The organism is Bacillus sp. RE35, from assembly GCF_052146655.1.
Taxonomy (GTDB): domain Bacteria; phylum Bacillota; class Bacilli; order Bacillales; family Bacillaceae_G; genus Bacillus_A; species Bacillus_A cereus.
Genome location: NZ_CP197377.1, coordinates 3,442,266 through 3,463,291 on the forward strand (window position 1 = coordinate 3,442,266; position 21,026 = coordinate 3,463,291).

Below are 21,026 nucleotides of genomic sequence, written 5' to 3' on the forward strand. Positions count from 1 at the left end.
ATTTTATCCACTCCTTGTTAATTTGGTAGATTAAGAGATAAAGAACCTTCTCGGTTAACTCTTACTGATATACCTTGTGATCCTCTTGAGAATGATCCCTCTGTATCTATAACGGCAGAGAATGAACCTTTACCAAGAGTTACAGAACCGCTGTCTACTTCTACATCAGCTAACGTCGTTTGGGTCATTGTATTATTTAGAGTAAAGTCTTCATCTGTTGTTAATTTGTAAGACTGAGGCGTATCATTCTGATCGGTCCAATCCACTATAAGCTCTTCTAAAACAGGTGTCACTGTTCTATCAGCAGTTTTCATATCTACATGAATTTTAATTTGTGGCTCCTCATTATTATGAAGAGCATCTTCCCCGGTAACGATTTCCATACCAGGGGACGTATTGTCGCTAAATGTATAACCATAACGATTGTCCCAAGTGATATGAGTTTGATATAGGAATTCACGTAAAGCTACTAATACGTAATGAAGCGGAATAATTTCAGAAGCCATTACTGTATATTTATAATCCTCTAAATCATACTCATCATTTGGTATTTTTCCTTTAGCAACTATCTTGTATTTGAATTGGATTTCTGGGTGATTCTCTTCAATTTGTTCCTCTGTTCCATGTAGTCCAACATAAGCTTTGAATTCTCGAACAGAAGACTCTTCTTTTGGAGCAGTTACTAATAAATCGTCACCGCTACCAATACCTGATTGTACTTCGTTATCTTTCCATGAAGCAGAGAAACCATCCCAGATATGAGGTAGATAATGAAACCCCATATTGTTTTCTTCAATACTACGCCAATAAGCTTCTCCCCAGTTCATATGATCCCAAGAGAAACCTAGATTGCTATTAATCTGATTTACGTATTGGATATATGTTTGAGAAGGTGTCCCATCTGTATTCATAAGTTTTGTTTGAACATACTTATCATCAGATAGCGAGCCTAATTCAACTTGAGATTTATCAATGCCAAGTTCTCTACTAATACCATTAATAATCCCTTTCTTTGTTGCTCCACCAGGATTCTTAAAGACATCTAAGATACGATTCTTAAAGTCTTCGTTTCTTTCACCTGGTAATCTAGAAATACCTAACAACATACCAAACTCGTCAAATACGTTCCAGATATGATGAAGCATATATTCATAATGAAGAGTATCTCCTACCTCAATTGCATCGAATGGTTTGAAGATATTATCCTTCATATAGTAATCCATTACTTTGATATACACATAACCTTCGATAGTATCAATCATGTAGGAGTTGTCGTCACTTTCAAAAAATATTCGCAAAGTATCAACTGGCATACAATCTCTTTTTACACCATCAATAACTAAACGAACGTGAAGATCTGGTGTTTCAACATCCACAACGTCACGAGTAGCAAGCGGAATCTTATAGCAGTAATCGGCTGTTTGTAAGTTTGCTGTACCGATGTACATGTTGTTCCAAGCTTGCTCTATGTAACGTTCAATCTCTGATAATTCAACACCAAATGCATCTAAAAATAAGGCCCCTATCGATTTCGGATCTTTGGCCATCTTCATCCATTGAGGAAGCATGGACATCATACTCGTTGTATGTTTGTTTAACAATGTGCCACCTACTTTCTATGCTACGTTAATTTTTCTTAAGAAGTATCGTTCTTCTAATGAAGGTTCTACATTCTTAATGAAGTACTCTTTTTCACCGACAACAAGTTTTTTAAATTCCATATCAAGAATTTGTTCGCTTGTTTCCATTACACGTTGAATAATTTCATTGATAATAATTGGAGAACCCATGTTTAATTGTTTCATGTATGCTCCAACATTTTGAACAACTTTATTGCGGATATGTTGTCTTTCAAGAGAAGTTGTTTTGGAGTGGAAAATTAAGTTGAGAGTAATGTCCACGGGGTTGTATTCACTTGTTTTTACTTCTACATTCATGCCATAAGCAGCTACTTCAGATATAACGCTTTCTACACGACTTAATAGATCGTTTTCAATTGGATAAACTTGAGGAGTAACATAACATGTAAACGAGCCTGTTCCTCTTGTAAATCTTTTAAACTGAGCATCAGCAACACCATCAATTCGTAGTGTTTTTAATCGTATAGCAATTAAATTTGCATTCTGTTCAACAGATACTTGATTAGAGATTCTTGCACGATAGTTATCGTCAGATTCGTCTCCATCACGAGTACAGTTTAACAGTTCACCAATAAGGTCTAAGTATCCACCTGTTGATGTTGAAATAAAGCCCATCTGAATAATTAATTCTAATTCATCATAGAAGGGACTAAATTCTTCTATCATTACTTCTGAAAACATTCGAGCAATGGAACCCGGACTTGTTTCAGTTATTCCACCTTCAGTTCGAAGTCGAGTCAAAACCGCTTCGAGCATTTCATCCTTTGATTTTCTCATTAACTGTTCACCTCATATTCTGATAATAAACCATGTTCTAAATTAAATAGAACTGGTATAACTAAATCTGCTATTTTTCTTCTAACAGTAATATAGAAGAGTATTTCGCTCGAATTAACAGGGACGGGTCTAACATTTAAATCGCCAGGAAGTAGAAACTTGTCGCCAGTTAAACTTTTTTCAATTAGGGACTTCCCTAAGTCTCCTGTTTCTCTTGTGTTAGGAAGACCAATTAATTCCGATAAATCAGCCCCTATCTCCCGATGTATAAACCAGTCCGGATTGTCTGTTCTTAATCTATTGAGTATTACTTGCTTCTCGCTTAAGTACGATACTTGCAATGGAATATCCCTTATTAATAATCCTTCTGAGCTATCTGTTGAGATATTTCCTACTGAATCGATATAGAGTAATTCATCATAGTCATTGTAACTAGGAGAACCAAGCTCTAAATCCCCTTCAGGTGAAAAACGAAAATCCACTTTCATTTGTTATCCTCCTCTCTTTATTCTTGAAGTTTCTATTCCTAGATCTTCAATCATAGATGTAACTTTCGCATCGTAATAATGTTTTCTCTTTTGCTCTTGGAACAAAGGAACATTGATGTCGGATTGTCCATCTTCTATTGTAGAAATCATTGAAGCCTTTGGAATATTTCTCTTCTCTCCCACCTTATCACCATAATATAAATAAGGATTTAGGTTATGATTATTCCAAATGAAACCATATGGTTTTGTATGCATTCTCATTTCCTTTGTAGCAAAATGAATACTGTCACCATAAAAGATGATTGTGTTATCTTTCGCATCCAAACGAATGCCAGTATCCTCATTAACAAACATTTCGATTGATCCGTCATCACAGAGCTTAAAGGTTGAACCTGTCACTGGGTGTTTTAATGCAATTTCATCTTCGCTAATAATTTGCCAGTTCTCTAATTCCTTTTCTAAACTCTTGGCCTTAAAGTTAACAAGTTCATTTTGTAATACTTGGCGCCAATAAGGATAATGAATATCTTTGTCTCCATCTCCATATATTTTATTTATATATGCTTCATTCATTGGAATCCTCCTTTCTAAAAAACACGGGATTGTCTAATTGTTCTTCCACCATATGGACTAAGATAATTTTCTTCGCTGTGATTTGATTTATATACTGTAGAAATATAAGGTGATTCCTTAGATTTATTTTTAAAAGAAATTGAAACTCTATCACCGTTTTTAACAGCTTGTGTAAATACACCGTCTCCATCTTTAGGTAAAGATACTTCTTTCATTGTTCGTAAAGCATGACTGTTTTCATCTGAGTAGACTACTTCACAGGTTAGTTTTGTGTAATCTACTTGAATTACATAACCTTCAATGGTTCCTTGTAGTCTATTTAAAGACGGTACAACTACTTTACTGTAAATAGATTGGTGAATTGGACTGTTGAAATTCATTGAGTCACCCACTTTCCTGGTCCACCATAGATAGGAACTCCATCATATTTAATGTCTTTCCCTTTTGGAGCAATATCTATATGAATGAACCCTTTATTGTTTTCGAAGTCTCCACCAATCGCGATCGATCTCACACCTAATTGCCATGCACAGTCAGCAATTTCTCTTACTTCGTCTATGCTTCTGACAAGAATATCAATTGCACAACCTGCCTCATGAGGTGAAAGTTGACCAGGGTTACTAAAGCGGAAACCACTAATAATCTCAAAATAAGGTTTTTGTGTTTTCAAAAGCAAGCTTTCAAACAACCTTTTTGCGTCTGGAGAATAAAGATTCCCTTCATGACCATCGTATTTTTCACTATGAATAAACCTTTCCTTATTTAAAGGAACCATCTTTTCATACTTGGTAGTTCGAGCCCAGCCAACACGGTTAAGGAGAAAGTACTCTCTTGTCATGTCACCCTTCTTAAGAGAATCCCCTATAAATTGAACTGGTAGGTATGGGAAAGAACTTCTGTACGTCTGATCAATTAGTTTTTCTTCTTCCGATAATTCTGCTCCATCATTTTCATAAAGAGCATGCATTGGTTTTTCATTACCTTCTTCTTTCTCATCTGCTTTTGCTGAGAAGCTAGCCTTAGGTGCAATAGAATCTACTTGAATAGCTGAAGCGCTGCCTCGAACATTAACGTAGTCTTCAGGATTTTTTGTTGTCCCTTTTCTATTATTAAAGTCTGTACAAACCTCAAAGTGTAAATGGACACCCGTTGACTGCCCTTGCATACCCATATTTGCAATATGCTGTCCTCTTTTTACTGTGTCTCCGGTTTTTACTTTTAGTGTACTAGGGTGCATATGGCCATAAATCGTATATAAGTCATCCTTATGTTTAATAACTATCCAAGTACCAAAGCCACCTACCCCACTTCTAGCTTGCAGAACAACTCCATCACCTGCGGAAAGTATCTTGCAGTTGGTATCGCCAGGTGTGTTTGGAGCTAAATCCACTCCATTATGGTTTGTTCCCCAACGGGCTCCCATAACGGAAGTGAACCTATATGATTTTGGTTCTGCAGGAACGCCTAGTTCGCCCGAACCTGTGAAGTTACCAACTCCTCCCTCAGGTTCTTTTACGGCGTTTCCTTGGTCTTCAGGCTTTTTACTACCATCGGAAGCTTCTACTTCTTCTTCCTCTTCATCATTAGTTTTAGGAAGTTCAAATTTAGCAAGGTACTCTTTTCTTTTTTGATACTCTTCCTTACCTGCTTTAATTTTCTTCTTATATGATTCGAGATTATAGGTTTCTTTGTTTGTAGCCATAACTAAACTCACCCGCCCTTAACGTACCTGGCCCTTGATAAAGTGGTAGATTATCATATCCCCAAGCTGATTCAGGACCAATATCAACATGAACAAACTTAGGACCAACCGCAATAGCTCGGAATCCTGTCAACCATGCAGTATCAGCTATATAGATTGCTTCTTCTGTTGAATCAGCATATATGTCCATAGAAATACCAATAGAATGAGAAGACTCTCCATCAGAAGGATCAAATCCTCTAGCTATTCTTAAGATTTTGTATCCAAGTCGATCTTTAAGAAGACGAAAAGCTTGTCTTGCTTCACTTGTGTAGAGATTCTCTTGAGGGCCATTTAGATGAATAAACTCATTTGGAGGTAATGGGGAGTAATTTTTCTTCATGTTATAACTGGATGACAGTTTAAAGTCTTCCACATAGTTTGACCTTGGGTACTTTGGAGCAATAATTCTGCTCTCTTTTAATTGTGCAGTAGGGATACTTATCTTAACTGCAAAACTTCTAGCTTGTGCTAATTCCTCTTCTGTTGGTGGTAGCCTGAATGGTGTAACCATGATATCTTCTTGTATCGGATCTTGATGAAGGTCACAGCCGGCTGCATAATTCGCTTCAATATCTGAATCTGATACAGGTACTGATTGAGCAGAAAACGCACTTACTTTTGCCTTTCCTGTAACTAGATTCATGAACCAAGTTTTATCTACTCCAGTACCAGGACAACTTTTCGGTTCTTGACCATTAATTAATCCTTCACGGTGGAACTTCACACCATTTGGTCTACCAGCAAAATATTTAGCGATAGCAACAGCTGATTCCAACTGTTTGCCTTGCAAAACATCCGCACCTTTATCAAAGTTTCCAATCATTTCATACATTGCTGGATGATTATCAGCTGTACCATTATAATTTTTTGCACTACATGGTACGGATGAAATATTGCGTCCAAGCATTACTTGACCATCTACACCAATAGTAAAGTGCTGTGCTATATCGTCCCAGCCTTGAGTTTTTGTATGAAATCTTCTCATGTCGTCGTTTAGTTTTGCTAGTGTCTGTCCTTTAGCCTTTGTATGGTCGGGGTCCCAAGTGTGGTGAACATAAATCCCATTAATCATGCTTGTATCTACAGTGTCTAAGAATTTAACCACTTCCGCACCGCTTGCAAATGTTTTTCCGTACTCCCATTTACCACCGGTTCCTTTACCACCAGCGGATGATGAGCTTCCACCACCACTACTGCCACCAGATAAAACGTCCAAAGTTAAAATTGTATCTGTGTATGCGTCTCTTCCAAAACCTTTATACATCGCGGCTACTTGGTTCGCATAAACATAGCCACCACCTAAAAGCTTATCAGCTGCGCTATCAGGTACACTAAAACCGTTATATAACCAAGAAATCCCATGAACGTTTTGCTTTAGTTCAAACCCTCGACTTTTATAGCGTGAATATTTGTCCCCAGCTCTAGAGATAACATCCCCAGCATAACCATGTTTAAATTTAAGAATCATACAACCTACATAGATATTATAGACTGGATCACTGCATGCTCTTCCAAAGTCTAACTTTAGTTGGCCAGTAATATCCTTTTCCGTCTGCATCAAGCCAACGCAGTTCCAAGGGTTTGGAGTTGAACTGTGTTCTCCACCAGATTCCGTTGCCATAATTACCTTAACCATAAGAGGGTTAACGCCAGCTTTTGCTGCTTGTTCTTTAATATGTTGATTCCATTGATCAGTACCAGCTACTTTACCTTTAAGTCCATTTTGGTAGAATGCTCCGTTTAGGAGTTTGTCGGTGTAAACATCTGGTCCAGTGTACTGAGCAACCGTAGGCAATTCTCCATTGAAGTTTACTGAACCGCCACCACCTGATGCTGCAACTTCTCCGCCTCCATCTTTGGGCTTGTCTTTTTTCTTTTTAAGTGAGAAACCCTCTAGAAACTTCTTACGTTCCGCATATACTTCTTTCGCTGCTTTTATTTTCTTTATATACAATTCGATATTATATGTTTGTTTGTCTTTTTGTGCCATATAGCTATTCCTCCTTATTTTGATAAACTAACCATTTATTTTGATTTTCGCTATAGTTAACACAGAAAAAGAAGAGGCTATGCCTCTTCTTTCGTTATATTATTGCTGTTTCTTGGCTAACTCATTAAGTTGATGAGCTTTCTCAGTTTTTGCATATACACCTTCTTCCCCCCCTGAATCGGTAAAGAAGTTAGCTATTTCTATAAATGCGTTACCGAAGAACTCTGCATCCTCATCGTCATGGAATAATGTTGCATTGAACATCTTATCATATCGACCTGGTGCATCACCGTAAATCATACCTGCATGGTTATTAATACCTGCTGTTAATTCTTTCCCTCTATAAGTTAATGGCATTGCCACAACACATTGAAGGTTTTCCTTAAAACGGCGATAGTGTTCAAACAACATTTCCGTACCAATCCATATTGCTGAATTAACAATGAATCCTAGTGGTGTGAAAGAAGCTGCTCCTCGAAGCGAATTCACTACTCCTTTACCAATCTTTGCTATATCATTAGAGCTTGATAAAATCTTTGCAAAAGCTGTTCCTGATTGCAAAATAGCCTTTTTACTTGTGTTTTGGATAAATCTTATTTTATCTTTTACTTTGCCTGTGACTTTTTGTAAGTTTTTATTTGCTTCTTCAATTTCTGTTGCTAGTTTCTGCTGGAGAGCTTTAACATCACCATCTTCTTTAGAGATGATCTCATCAAGTGTTTTTAGGATTTTATCCATATCCCCATTATTATTTGCCATCCTTACAGTATGTCTGAAACCTTTTGTTGATACCCATTTTCCTACATTAGCAGGGATATTCTTAGACTTTGTGATCCACTTGCTTAGGTTTCTTCCGGCTTTATTTGCTGCAGCACGTATTGCCAGCGTAGCAGCTATTGACTGCCCAAAACCCGCATACCACTTACCCATTTCAATAATTACTTGGTCATCGTTTACTACCAATAAATCAGGTTCGATAGAAGTAATGAATCCTGTTTCCATACTGAAATGATGTGTTACTGATTTAATTAAAGCATTTCCTTGCATGTCACTAATTTCATCATTAATATACATCATGTCATACGGTTTAGCAGTAGGATCTCCTAATACTAATAGATTTCCTTTATACATATCTTTCATACTATCTCTAAGTGTAGAGTGTCCGAAGTATGTGGCCATGACTTCCGAGGTATAAAAGTCTCCAAACTTTGCTACAATGTCTGCTTCTACTACTCTTGTTTTTTGCTTGTCAAAACGAATATCCGCATCTGCATACAGTACAGGCGTTTGTTTTCCGTCATAGTTCACAATAACATTTGTGAAAACATTATCCTCACTAGCTTTAATATTATTTTCAATAATATCATAAGCCGACATGTAAAATTTATTTTGCATATATGGTCGTCTTGCCTCACCTATAAGGTATCTTTTCCATGTTTTATTTGCGGCATCAAATTCATATCGAGAATCATAATCAAATGCACAGCGCCAATATGGTTTTCCAAAGAATAATGTGGAGCGTAATTCAAATGGATGAACAGCGGCCATATAGTCTGGAGTCGAATATGCAATTGTTTGAATAATATCCCAAACTGTATTGTTATAGAATTTAATAACTATGTTATCTTCATCACCAGGGTTAAAAATCTTAAACTTATTTTCCCATAGACGTTTCCAGCTAAAATCTTCGAAAATATTATTTCGCTCGCCGTTAGGATGTAACCATTGTGAGAATGTGGGGGTTCCATTAGAAGAATATATATTTTGAGCAACTTCTCCATACTCATCGTTGAACCATAATAGATTACCCAAGGGTTTTGAATCGGTTGAACTACTTGAGTTTACATCGAATGGTTGACCAAAGTGCATGATTCCTAGTGGATTGTCTTTAAACAACCGTTCATCTACTACGCCATTCATAAAGTCTTTGAACCAACTTCCTTTTGAACTCATAAAGCTACAAATTAAGTCTCTTGGTTCAGTTACTTGGAATAATCCATCATTATTATCATCAGGATCACCAGATACAACGTTTCCTAATTCAATTCCGTCACCTTGAGCAACGATTTCAATTACGTCACCAATCTGAAGTTCTGAAATCGTACCATTGAATACAATTGGTAAAGCACTAGCTGTAGACCCATATCCCATTCTTAAATGGATACGCGCTCCTGTTTCTATGAAGAGATTCTTATTAACTTCATTTTCTTTTTTCTCAATTAAATCTTGAGGTATTTCATTCCAAACATAATTATCCCAAAATTTTAACTCACGATCCACATAGTCCACATCCGTACGTCGAGTTGTTAAGTTAGAATAAACATTAGTCATTGAGATGACTGCTGTATCTGCAGTTATTTTACGAGAACGGTGAACATCAATACTTTTAATAGCATTGAATCCGTACATGTTATCCCAGAATTTATACTTCCCGAAATAAGCACCTTCATGGATAATAAACATCTGGAAACCTGGGAACGCACGAAGCATTCTTCCACGTTGATCATGGTACCTTAAATCATAGAACATTTCTTCATAAAGTACACGCGGATCAACATCATTATACAAACGAGTATCTGTGGCTTGTGTTGAAGCAGTAGCTGTTTCATTAACACCACGAATTGCCTCGTAAAGCTTTGTAGCCTTCTTCATGATTTCTTGAGAATATTTATAACCATTTTTGTCTGCTCTAGGTCCCGATACCTTGTCTGTAAGACCATCAACAAATTCACCAGATTTGCCACCAGTTACCCAGTTCAGTGGATTATATTTCGATCCAGCAACTCCATCTACAACCTTCTCAAACATGCTATCATTCTGTTTTAGTTCGTATAAGAACTTCAGATGTTTTTCATAAGTAGTGTACAATGATTCCTTATCCATTTTTTCAAGGTGTGCTTTCATTACCTTCTTAATTTCTTTCTTATTAGAATCAACTTTTAAGTTATTTTCTTTTAATACTGATAAATCATAGTATTCAAGTTCAAGAAGTTTATCAACATAGTCATCTTTGTTTCCATTACCAATTGTAATGAACTCGTCCATACTTAAATTTGCATATGTCTTATACACATCTTTATTGTAACCACTAAATGTATTAAATGGCTTAGTCGCATAATGATTAAATCGGTTCATAACGCCGCTTGCCATAGAGTTATCTTCGATGTCTTTAGCCGTTTTAATTGTTGCATCCGGCTTTTCATATAGAGCAAACATTCCATCCCAAGGGCGACAATAAGCTTCAAAATTCATATAGTCTTTATCTAACTTAATCAACTTCTCGTAATGTTCTGCGAGTTGCTTAACTGCTGTTTGTAAATTGTATCTCCAGTTATACATCAAGCGTTTTACTTCATCAACCTTCATGTCGGCTGAAGAAACATCTACTTGAGCTAATCCTACACGTCCGGATTTACTTACAGAAGGTTTTGTTCCTTTGAAATGCTTCCACTGACTTGTTTTATCAAGGAATGCTTTCATAAGTGTCATGAATCTCTCTTTTGTGATTTTTAAATCTGTTTTGTGGAAATCATTCGACTTAATACGTTCTGATTTTTGCGGTGATTTAATAGTGTCTTTTTGGATTAGCTTAGTAACACTAGTCATATCAGAATTGTGTAGCTTATTACGATTTGCTTCAAAACTTGCAGAATAAAGAGCATCTGCAGGTTCATAAGAAACCAGTTTTTTAGATGAATCCGCATCTTTTAAATCTCCACGACACTCTTCAATGAATTCAGGGGCTGAATAGTACTTCTTGAAATACTTATCAACTAAACTATTAAGCTCTTGGTAGATAAGCGCTTCATCACCACTAGGGTCTTTAGCCAACGTACCATAATCATTTCCACCATCAGGGAAAAGTGTTTTCCATTCTTCCATAGTTGGGAAGGTTTCGTACGCAAATTTATCATCTTTTTTCTCTGTTAAAAACTTTTGAACTTCTGCGTTCTTTACTGCAGCAGTACCACTTTGATCTGCTATAACAGTTCCTGCTGATGTATTTGGTGTATCATATTTCACAGTTTCTAACGCTTTGCCCCAACTAAACTTCCAATCAAGGGGCTCTACACCTTCAGTATCTTGCATTTCCTTAAGTTTTTTCCAGTCTTCTTCGGTAGTATCAAACAGTTTTTCAGACATATTGCTTGTATAAGCAGCTACACCTGTAGCATCAAACATGTTTACCTGATGATTTCCGTTGTATGACTCTTCAATTAACTGTCTTAACGTGCTACCTGTAGAGAAATAGAAGTCTGGGTCAAGATATGTTCCTTTTGTTAGGTTTTGATACTCTGTTACCCCTGCATCCATCTCTGGTAATACAGCATTAATTTCAGCGTAAGTTGGGAGTTCCATATCTGGATAAACTTCCAGTTTGTGAAGTCTAGCTTCAATCAAACGGTCATTCATAAATGCCATTTTATTAGCCTTTAGCTTTTCAGAATCCATATGTTTACTGTTACCAGGTAAATCTTTTAGTTCCTCACTTTGACGTTGTGTCTTATTAAACCCAATACCTTGAAGCATAATTTGATATCTTCCAGGATAGTTAGGAACTGTATTTACAGAAATACCTTCAAACATTACATATCGAATACCAAATAATTGTGCAAGATCGTTTTCAATACCAATATATCCGTTTGTAATACCCTGATTATATGTCTTAGCGTAGTAATCAGAAATCGCAATAAGATTATTAAAATCTCTTGCACCACCTTCATCAACTTCTAAGATTAAATCAATATATGGGTCTCCACCTCCCATAAATTGTAAAGTTGCAGATTCACTGGATTGAACATTAGACATGCTAAACTCATTTGAGAAACGAGCATTGATAGAAATGGGGATAACTCCCCCAGATATTGGGTACTCTTTCATTGGAATCACAAGTTCAGTAGCTTCAATAATTTTCATATTTTCATTGAAAGCATCCTCGTACTTGTTTATTTCTTCTTCCATCGCTTTTGTACCATTAGCAATTTTTTTCAATGTCTCTATCACACTAGACTCAGCAGGAATACAAAATTTTCCTTTTTCATAAAACTTCTTGAATTGACTTTCAAGAAGTTTTTGGTTACCTGCATCTTTAAGTTTCTTTAAGATAATAAGACCGCTTTCTTCTTTTCCCTTGTATTGTTCTTCTGAATAATCCACTGGAGGGTCTTCATCATAGTAATTGAGTATTGCGGATACATCCGACCAATCAAATCGAGTCTTAAAGTATACACGAGATTCATATGGGATAAAGATTTCCTGGTCAACAAGATTGACAAACGAACCTTTGTATTTACCATCATAAATTTCAGAAAATATTTCCGCTCCTTTAACTAGAACATTTTCTGCTTTTTCTGTTTTTAATTTGTATTTCTTTTGGAGTTCTTTGACCATGTACCAATAGTTAACATCACCGAAACCTTTTCGAAGGTCATCAATAATCATTTCTTCCCCAAACTTAGAATCTTTATAACGTTTATACTGATCCAAGATTTCGTTAACAACAGATGCATCTTCTTTTTTATTTTTGTAATCCTGATTCTTTGTCTTTAAATCACTTCGTCTTTGCTCTGGAGAATCTGCATTTTTCATATAATCAATAGCGTGCTTTCGTGTAGATAGGATAGTTTCATCAGCAAGAGTGAATTTGATATCACTTTTAATTGGACCTTCTAACCCTTTGAAGAAACGATACTTGTCCCCACGATTCGATAGAGATTGATTATAATACCATCTTAACATTGGATAATTTATAGAGTCTCCCAATGTGCTTTTATCCATTAAGTATGCTTCTGAATTAAATTCAACAAGCGTTAACTTGGCGATTAAGGACTCTGGGAAATTAGGGACTGTTGTTACTTCAATATTCATTAAAGCTACATCACGAATACCTAACACATCATTAATGTAGTAGTTATCAATTGGAAGAAACGGCGCTTTAGAAAATTGTCCAAGTAATGGTCTAAGTCCATCGACATAGAAGTGCTTAGCTTCTTCTCCTTTTGCATATTCTTTCTTCCACGGATATTTCTTACCATTAATTGATTCAATATCGTGGAAATAAAGATCCATACTTAAAGTAGTAAGTGTTTGACCACTGTTAACTAATACAGAGGATTTTGTACGAAGTGCTTTTATTTTTGAGATATTCGAAGTTTTGTTTATCTCAATAGAAGTAGGCGGTATTGTAAGGATAACATCCCCAATCCTAACCTTTGAATGTCTTTTTAAATCATCTATTGTTTTTATTCCATCTGTAAAAACAGGCAATCTATCATCGTAAGGACTAAAGAAATTTAGCGCGTTATCAATTGGGCCTGTTGTACCTTTGATGTTGCTTGTTTCAGGATTGAAGTCTTCATCATACGGTTTGTCACTACTAATATCAGGAGTACTATCTCCATTATTTGAGCCTGCTGAAGGAGTACCAACTCCTATACTATATGCTTTTAAACCTAATTCAGCAATCCAATACCACGGATTAAGAACTGTTAAGGTGTTGGCAGACTCAAACGGATAGAGACCAAGAGGAATATGGGGGAATTGCTCAGATTTGGTTACTAAAAGGGATTTGTTTACATGAACAAATGTTATATCTTGCTTTTCATCTTGCTTTTCACCTTGCTTAACCTTATCTAGCAAAATATCAGCACTTTTCTCATTTGTTGCATAAATATCAGCTATATAAAAACCAGCTTTTTTATCCATTAAAGGTGCATCTCCACCTTTTTTACGGTCAAAATGAATAAGGACAAGTGGTTTTTGAGCTGCTTCTCCCCCCAAGATTTCCTTGTTGTATTTATACGCTTCTTCTCCAATCGTGTACATATCCTGCATTGTAACCCCATATATTTTTCCTAACTTAGTATTTCTAGGGTTTTTGTAGGACTCTGCTCCCGGTTGAAATATTTCGGGTGTTTCTACACCGTTATATCGAATTGTAATTGTTTGTTCTACATTCAAATAATCGGATAAAAAATTAGATAATTTTACTAACTTCACATCAATTGTATCACCGTCTATAACTTTTTCTAATCTTCCAACCGCAATGTAGTCTGAAGAAGCAATTTTCTCTTCACGTCTCTCCATTACATTAAAGGATTCACTATTTTCTTCTACCTTTTGCTGAGCTAATTCTAACGGGTTAGAGCGCACTTTTTTTTCGTAGTAAAAACGAGCATTTGATAATAGCCTATGAGAATTGTAACCACAATCCAGATAAACAATTTGGTCACGCATCATTATGACTTCCATCTCTCTATTATTCTCAATTGAATAAAAACTAATGTCTACGGGGTACCGAGATACTTTCTTTTCGACTTCTGAAAGGAACACACTAAATCTTGGGCTTGCAGTTACATTCCCTTTGTCACCTACATTAATAAATGTGTAGTTTTCATTTATGTATATACCAACACGCCAAGGCGCATTTTTTCTAACTCTTGTTAGAGAGGTAATTAATATTTTTTCTTTCAATCTGGTCACCTCTTTTTCTGTATTAAAACAAATGAGAGCTAACAAAATGTTAACTCTCATTTGTCTATTAATATGCATAACCCTTATTCATCGCATTTGCAATAGCGCTCTCTAACCACTTGCTGTCAATTTTTTTCGAATTATCATTTACGTTAACACTCGTGTTCATTTTGACATTCGACATTGCCATGATTTCATTGTTTATCATCGCTGCTAGATTATTATGATTCATTCTCTTACTAGCTGATGCCTTTACAGAGATGTTAATGTACTCACCATTTTGATTAGGTGTTATACGGGCCGTAGGAGACCCTAAAGTTTCAGGTGCTACTGGTGCCATCTCTTGCAGGCCTTCTGGTGTTGGTGTACCTTTCATTAGAGCACTTGTCGCCCATAATTCATCAAATCCTATAGACCCCCTCCCAGCTAAACTTGTAGCACTTCCACTGAATACTTTCTTACCAACAGTCGCAATATCTGATAGTGATTCATACATCCCATTATGCAATGCATGATGAAGTGGCATTGCTTCATTCAAGAAAAATTCTGGCTCAACTGCTCTTCTTTTATCCATCACTTCTTCTACGTTTTGACTTGAACCTTCTGCCTCATCAAATGGTTCTTTTTTTGATTCTTTCATCTTCATAAACTCCGCAGATATTCTCATACTTGTATTATCTATACTGCCAATTGTAGAAGAAATAGCACGAGCTAGAATTGATTTTTCTTGTTCGGCTTTACCAACCCCGGGTTCATCATTCTTAGCTGTTCTCCAGTCATTATATACACTGGTACCTTTAAGTGGTTTACGATTTTTTTCGTATGCTCCAGCACCATATAGATTTCCAAGAGTGAGGTTCTCAGCGCTATTTTCTGAGAAGAATGCTTCAGAAGCATTGATTACATCAACTGCTAATTTGTTATTTTCCTTATCAGAATCACGCAATCTTATGATATCATTCACCACAGTAGTTCTTTGTTTCTCATCATTCATTCCGGAAGGAGTTAAAAACACCGCTAAGTTATCTCCACTAAAATTCCCAGAAATACGCTTAACCATACTCGTTTTTGAAGTTGAATCACTAAAATTTGCAATAAGCTGAGAAATTTCTCTATTAATTTCCGTTTCTAGAACTCCACGTCGCGTCACTGTATCGCTTGAGGAAAACTTATCTGTTGTAAACAAGTCATTGTACTCTTCTGTTTTTCTAACAATAGAAGTATAGTAGCCTTTTAATGTATCAAGGAATTCTGTTTTCTCAACAAAATTAACATTACCAGGTAGTTTTATTGAGTTGATATCCAAAAGAGGAATGTATTGATTTGCTGCAAATTCTGGAAGCTTCAAGTATGCCGTTCCTTTTGTTCTAAGTAAGTGTTCTTGGATTTTCTTACCTTTAACACTAGGATCTAAATTAAATTCCATCAATCCAGCGTTAATAACAGTTTTTCTGTAATCCTCAACATTGAAAGGTTGGGTATAATCAAACTTTTGTGGAATTGCTTCAAAAGAATCCTTACTTACATGAAGTACACCATCTTTCATCTTTGCATTTACATCAGTCATTAGCCTCGTACTATTAGGAGTGTAATCAATAACTACATCTCCTGTTTTAGGTTCCCAATTATTTTCATAGTTACCAACAAACTTAACCATTTCATTAAATACTTTTTGTTGTGCTTTAATTTCTGGCTTTACTTTAGAACTATAAACCATATCATGCATAAAGTTAGAATATATAGAGGATTCTCCTGGAACATATAACCCTGTTCGAAAATCAGAATCATCTAATACCCCAGGCTCTTTAACCGTGTTCTTACTATGATTAATTCCACCATGACGATCCCAAGCCTCATAGGCCATTGTGATGTCAGCAAATACTTCACGGTTAAGACCTAACTTCCTCATCCACTTAGATGAAAGCTCCTCACGTCCTTTATAGTCTAGCTGTTTTCCATTTAAACCAAAATTAGAATCCACTACATACTGGCCATCTTTATTAGTTGTTTTAATACCAAGCATTTGTTCAATATCCTTATAGAATGAAGATAACGCTCTTTCTTCAGTAGCATAGTCAGTAGTGATTTTCTTATTCATTACAGAACCACTGAATTGTTGACGAATTTGAGTATCGTAACCACGGATTAAGGCCGGTAAATCAGTAGAACCGTCCTTTTCCACTTGATGAGAAATCACCTGTTCTACCCCTTCTACGCCGTATAAATCACCCATAATATCACCAAGCATTGGGGTCATAGTAGCACGGAAACCACCCTCAGTTACCACTTTAAATCCATGTCCTGTTTCACGTTGTCTACCTAATACAAGCGATTTTTTATTGATGTCATCTACGTTGAAGCCAAGGATAGATACTGTATCACCTTTCTTAAAACGTTTTTTATCAATAATTTTATTTTTGATATTGTTAAGTTCATATTTTCCAAGAGTAAGATGATTTCTCTCATTGAACATAGAATTGATATCAATCTCTAATGGTTTATTAAAAGCGATTCCTTTCTCTTTCCATAAACCATTACCAAGACCTTGTTTTTCAGCTTCTTTTTCAATAGCTACCTCAATATAGTTGTTGAACATTACTTTTTCGGCGTTCATATTGATACGAACCTCATCCATTCCATCAAAAGCCTTCATTAACTTGTAATCCATAAATGCGTAACCTTCACTATTAGAAAGCATCCTTATGTCTAAAGACTCCTTCATTTGTCTTGCTTCTACAGGAGAGATTTGTTTTTTTAATTGAGCTGTGTCAATCATACTCTTATATTTCATAATAGTGTTAGCATCTTCCAGCTTTAATGCAATTTCTTCATTCGTCATATAACCAGTTTGCATTGTAATACCACGAACCTCATTTGCATCATCAAGAGCTTTGAATAAAGCTGATGAAATAAAACTATTTTTTGTACGGAACGATTGATTTTTACTCAAGTTACGTAACACTTTTGATGCAACTTCGTGGTCTACCTTTCGGTAATTGATTAGCTTATGTGGACTCTCTATTGTTTTAGCATAGTAGTTACCTAATGCCATGTAAGTACAAGCGTTTACATTTGTAGTCCCAACAAGCTCTTTTGAAGCTGACCGGTTATTAATCCCAACCAAACTTCCTTTTAGTCCAGAAGCACCTTTTGCAAAATCAAGAAGTTCTCCGGCAATAGCGTAATCTTTTGCCCTCTGTCCCATCGCTTCAAAGAATGTAATTCCTTTTTCAATTGCATTTTGAGCAATAATGTCGGCAGAAGCACTAATTCCTAATCGTTTAGAATTTGCACGATACCATGACTCTGCATATCCTGTGATATCCCATTTGCTTGAAAGGAATTCGTCACTCATAACCGATTTGCTATCAAACATTTCCCTATTATCAAAGTGTAATTTACGACTTGCATCAGTAGGCACTGAATTTATTTGTCTTCCAATACGGTAACGTAGCCCTTGTCTTATTTGAACAAATGCATTATTGCCACCTATACTTTCAGCTCTCTCAGACAGCTCTTTGGCTTTCTTAGAATAATCAAGAATCATATTAAGAGCATCTGTTACCGATGTACTATGATAAGCACCTTTTACACCAATACCAGAACGAATAACAGAAGCTTTTGGGTTTCCACCGTATTTCACCTTCATGTTCTTATCAAAGGATGGAAGCTCAATAGTTGCTAATCTAGGGTTTCGAACCAATTCTTCATATGTCTTTACTTTACTTAAATCCATAATACTCTTCTTACTAGCTAAGATAAGTATAGGATTACCACCGTCCATAAATCGAATTTGAGTGTTGAAGTATTCGCTGTAAGCTGACATGATTTTATCAACAAGTTCTTCGTACTTAGCAGCCATACCACTTGTCTTACTAATTACGTTTAGATCATTTATTCCATGTGTACCAAATTTTTTCTCAAATAATCTCTTAATACGGTTATCTTGCTCTTTTAAAAATTTCTTTAATGAACTATTACCGTTTAATAATTCGTTAGCATTTTTGTATGAACGAGCATTTTCAATACTTTCACGCATAACATTTGGTAGATGCTTCATCAAACCTTTAATTGCAGTTACACGGCTATTTGTCATCTGATTGGTTACTTCACGAACAAAATTGTCTGTACCCATGTTTTCTATCTTTTCACGAACGAGGTTTGACATCTCAATCAGAGCTATTTCAGTTTTATTTCCCGACATAACTTCCTTCTTCATCTGATTCACAAGATATTTCACATCATTAGAGGCTTTTCTATCTTGTGAAATTTTGAAATTATTAATGATTATTTTTTGCAATTCATCAATACGAGCTAGCTTATATGACTTTTCCAGATCCCCAATACAATTCCCTCTTCTGTCGTTAATATAAGAACTGAAAGAAGCTTTAATTGAATTCGTGTCTTTTGCATTAAATATTGTATTGTCTTCTTTATCAAAATTAAAATTAAAAAATTTATTTCCTTTAGCAGTTACTTGAGCTTTATTATCTCCTTTCTCATCTAACTTGTTTTTAATGTGGCGCAGTGCAATTAACTTCTGTTCGTCATTTAATCCTGAATCTTTGAGAGTACTAATAGCTGTTCTCCAGACATCTCTTTCTCCCTCTAATCGTGCGACCATATAAGGGAATTTCATAGCTAATTCTTCTGTCCCACCATTTTTGATAATGTGTAATCTCCAGTCAAAATCTTCTTCAACACTACCCGCTTTATCTAGATAGTGATAGTACTCCTTCATTTTATTCCATCCATTAGTGTCGAACATTCGTTCATATTCACGAAAAGAAGCGTCATATTTTATCTTTAAGTCACGCAAATTTCTAGAAATTGCATCATCCATTGGCATGAAAGAACTATGAATTTGCTGTGCTAATCCCTCCTGCGTTTCGGACATTAATAAAAGGACTTTCCCCTTTATATCTTTAGAATCAAGCCTTACGCCAAAACCTTTTTTATCTGCACCTGTTAACGCTACATCTTTGAGGAATTCTTGAATTACGAAGGTTTCATTTGAAGGGAGTAATGTCTTTAAATTTTCTAACCGAGGTACTATGCTTTCCTTATTTTCACCAATTTCACCCACAAGATTGTATTTGTGTTTATCTTTGTCAAAGTAACCTCTTTGATAAGAAAATAATTCCTTACCTATTTCTAGAGTATTTTTCTTTATTGCTGATGAAGAAAAATCATAAGTAGCAGACTTTTCTGCTCCCTCAATAAATGATTTGATTTTTTTGTGAGTAAACCCAGCAATATCAATATTTGCTTGAATATCATTTTTTGCTAAATGATATAGATATGAAGGGCTTTTCCTTTCAATTGCTACTTTACCCGCTTTAATTTTCCTTTTCGCTAAAATAGCTTGGTAAATATGTTCTTGACGTAAACTAGCACCAGTTAATGAATATGGATTTTCAACTGTTGCAGAGTATCCATGAAAAAAGTCTAGTGAACTTTTCGCTGCATCTGCAAAGAATTTTTTTGTACTTGTGTCCTTTATTATTCCAAGAATGGCTGGTAAATCGTAGTGATGGATATTATATCCTCCTAATTTTGCATTACTAGACATAATATAGCCTTGAAAAATAGATAAGGCATCTTCAAGTTTTGTCCCTTTATGAAACAGGTTATTAAGACCACGTTCAATTACTTCTATTGTATTTCTTGTAAAAGCCGTGTCTGTAGGAAGAACACGTGAATGCCCTAATAGAGACATATAGGATTTCCCATTACTTGTTGCACGCTTAAATTTACTTTCATCAGAATATTTAGTTAGATCCAGTAATATACGATGTATGTCTTGTGAAACTGACATGATCGGATTTTGCTTTAATTTATTAATTTGCTGTTTTAATTGGGAATACGCATCCTTTTCAGGAGCGACTGCCATTGAAAGAATAGCCCCGTTCTTTTTAACAAAGTCTTTTCCATTAAACTTAGTTCCACCAAAAGATAACCCAGTCATAGCAAATAGGTCTAATCCTTTACTACTTCTCATGTGTTCAGGCGCTCCAATTGCTTCTATATCAAAGAATACTACATTGTCTTCATTTTTTAATTTTATAAAAGGGTCTAATGCTTGTTGAGCATTTACATTAAAACTATTTGGAGTACGAGCCAACTCCCAAATACCTAACGAACTTATACGATTATCTTTCGTTAATTCATTATATGTTTGAGCTATTGCACTTTGTCTGTATTTAAACGCTGCACGTTCAGTTTGATTTTCTATTCTAATTTCACCAAAATCTTCTGCTGATTCATAATCGGGTATTAACACCCTGTTTTTAATAGGCACTCTTTTAATATCTTCCATAATACCCTCCTAATAAATAACG

Annotated in this window: 9 protein-coding genes; all 9 read right to left on the reverse strand. The window is 35.6% G+C overall.

All coding sequences use genetic code 11. The features are described 5' to 3' along the window. Window positions 1-17: 17 nt before the first annotated feature. Window positions 18-1,601, reverse strand: a complete 1,584-nt coding sequence (locus tag ACTL4X_RS17615) for a hypothetical protein (RefSeq protein ID WP_000932581.1) — start codon at window positions 1,599-1,601, stop codon at window positions 18-20. 15 nt (window positions 1,602-1,616) lie between these two features. After that, entirely contained in the window at window positions 1,617-2,417 is an 801-nt protein-coding gene (locus ACTL4X_RS17620; protein WP_001232163.1) for a baseplate J/gp47 family protein, read from the reverse strand. Beyond that, window positions 2,417-2,905 (reverse strand): hypothetical protein, encoded by a 489-nt coding sequence (locus ACTL4X_RS17625; RefSeq protein WP_000861692.1) that lies wholly within the window; start codon window positions 2,903-2,905, stop codon window positions 2,417-2,419. The genes ACTL4X_RS17620 and ACTL4X_RS17625 overlap by 1 nt, the downstream gene beginning before the upstream one ends. Window positions 2,906-2,908: 3 nt before the next feature. Next, window positions 2,909-3,478: a hypothetical protein gene (locus ACTL4X_RS17630; protein WP_001001209.1), complete on the reverse strand. Its 570-nt coding sequence runs from the start codon at window positions 3,476-3,478 to the stop codon at window positions 2,909-2,911. A gap of 14 nt (window positions 3,479-3,492) precedes the next feature. Then, complete coding sequence (locus ACTL4X_RS17635; protein ID WP_001010563.1) at window positions 3,493-3,858, reverse strand: hypothetical protein; 366 nt, start codon at window positions 3,856-3,858, stop codon at window positions 3,493-3,495. Continuing rightward, window positions 3,855-5,180: a M23 family metallopeptidase gene (locus tag ACTL4X_RS17640; protein WP_086401381.1), complete on the reverse strand. Its 1,326-nt coding sequence runs from the start codon at window positions 5,178-5,180 to the stop codon at window positions 3,855-3,857. The genes ACTL4X_RS17635 and ACTL4X_RS17640 overlap by 4 nt, the downstream gene beginning before the upstream one ends. Further along, window positions 5,155-7,212: an N-acetylmuramoyl-L-alanine amidase gene (locus ACTL4X_RS17645; RefSeq protein ID WP_086401382.1), complete on the reverse strand. Its 2,058-nt coding sequence runs from the start codon at window positions 7,210-7,212 to the stop codon at window positions 5,155-5,157. The genes ACTL4X_RS17640 and ACTL4X_RS17645 overlap by 26 nt, the downstream gene beginning before the upstream one ends. Before the next feature lie 99 nt (window positions 7,213-7,311). After that, window positions 7,312-14,685 (reverse strand): nuclease, encoded by a 7,374-nt coding sequence (locus ACTL4X_RS17650; protein ID WP_086401383.1) that lies wholly within the window; start codon window positions 14,683-14,685, stop codon window positions 7,312-7,314. A 67-nt stretch (window positions 14,686-14,752) separates the two neighbouring features. Then, window positions 14,753-21,004, reverse strand: coding sequence for a hypothetical protein (locus ACTL4X_RS17655; RefSeq protein WP_086401384.1), 6,252 nt, complete (start codon window positions 21,002-21,004; stop codon window positions 14,753-14,755). Window positions 21,005-21,026: the final 22 nt, after the last annotated feature.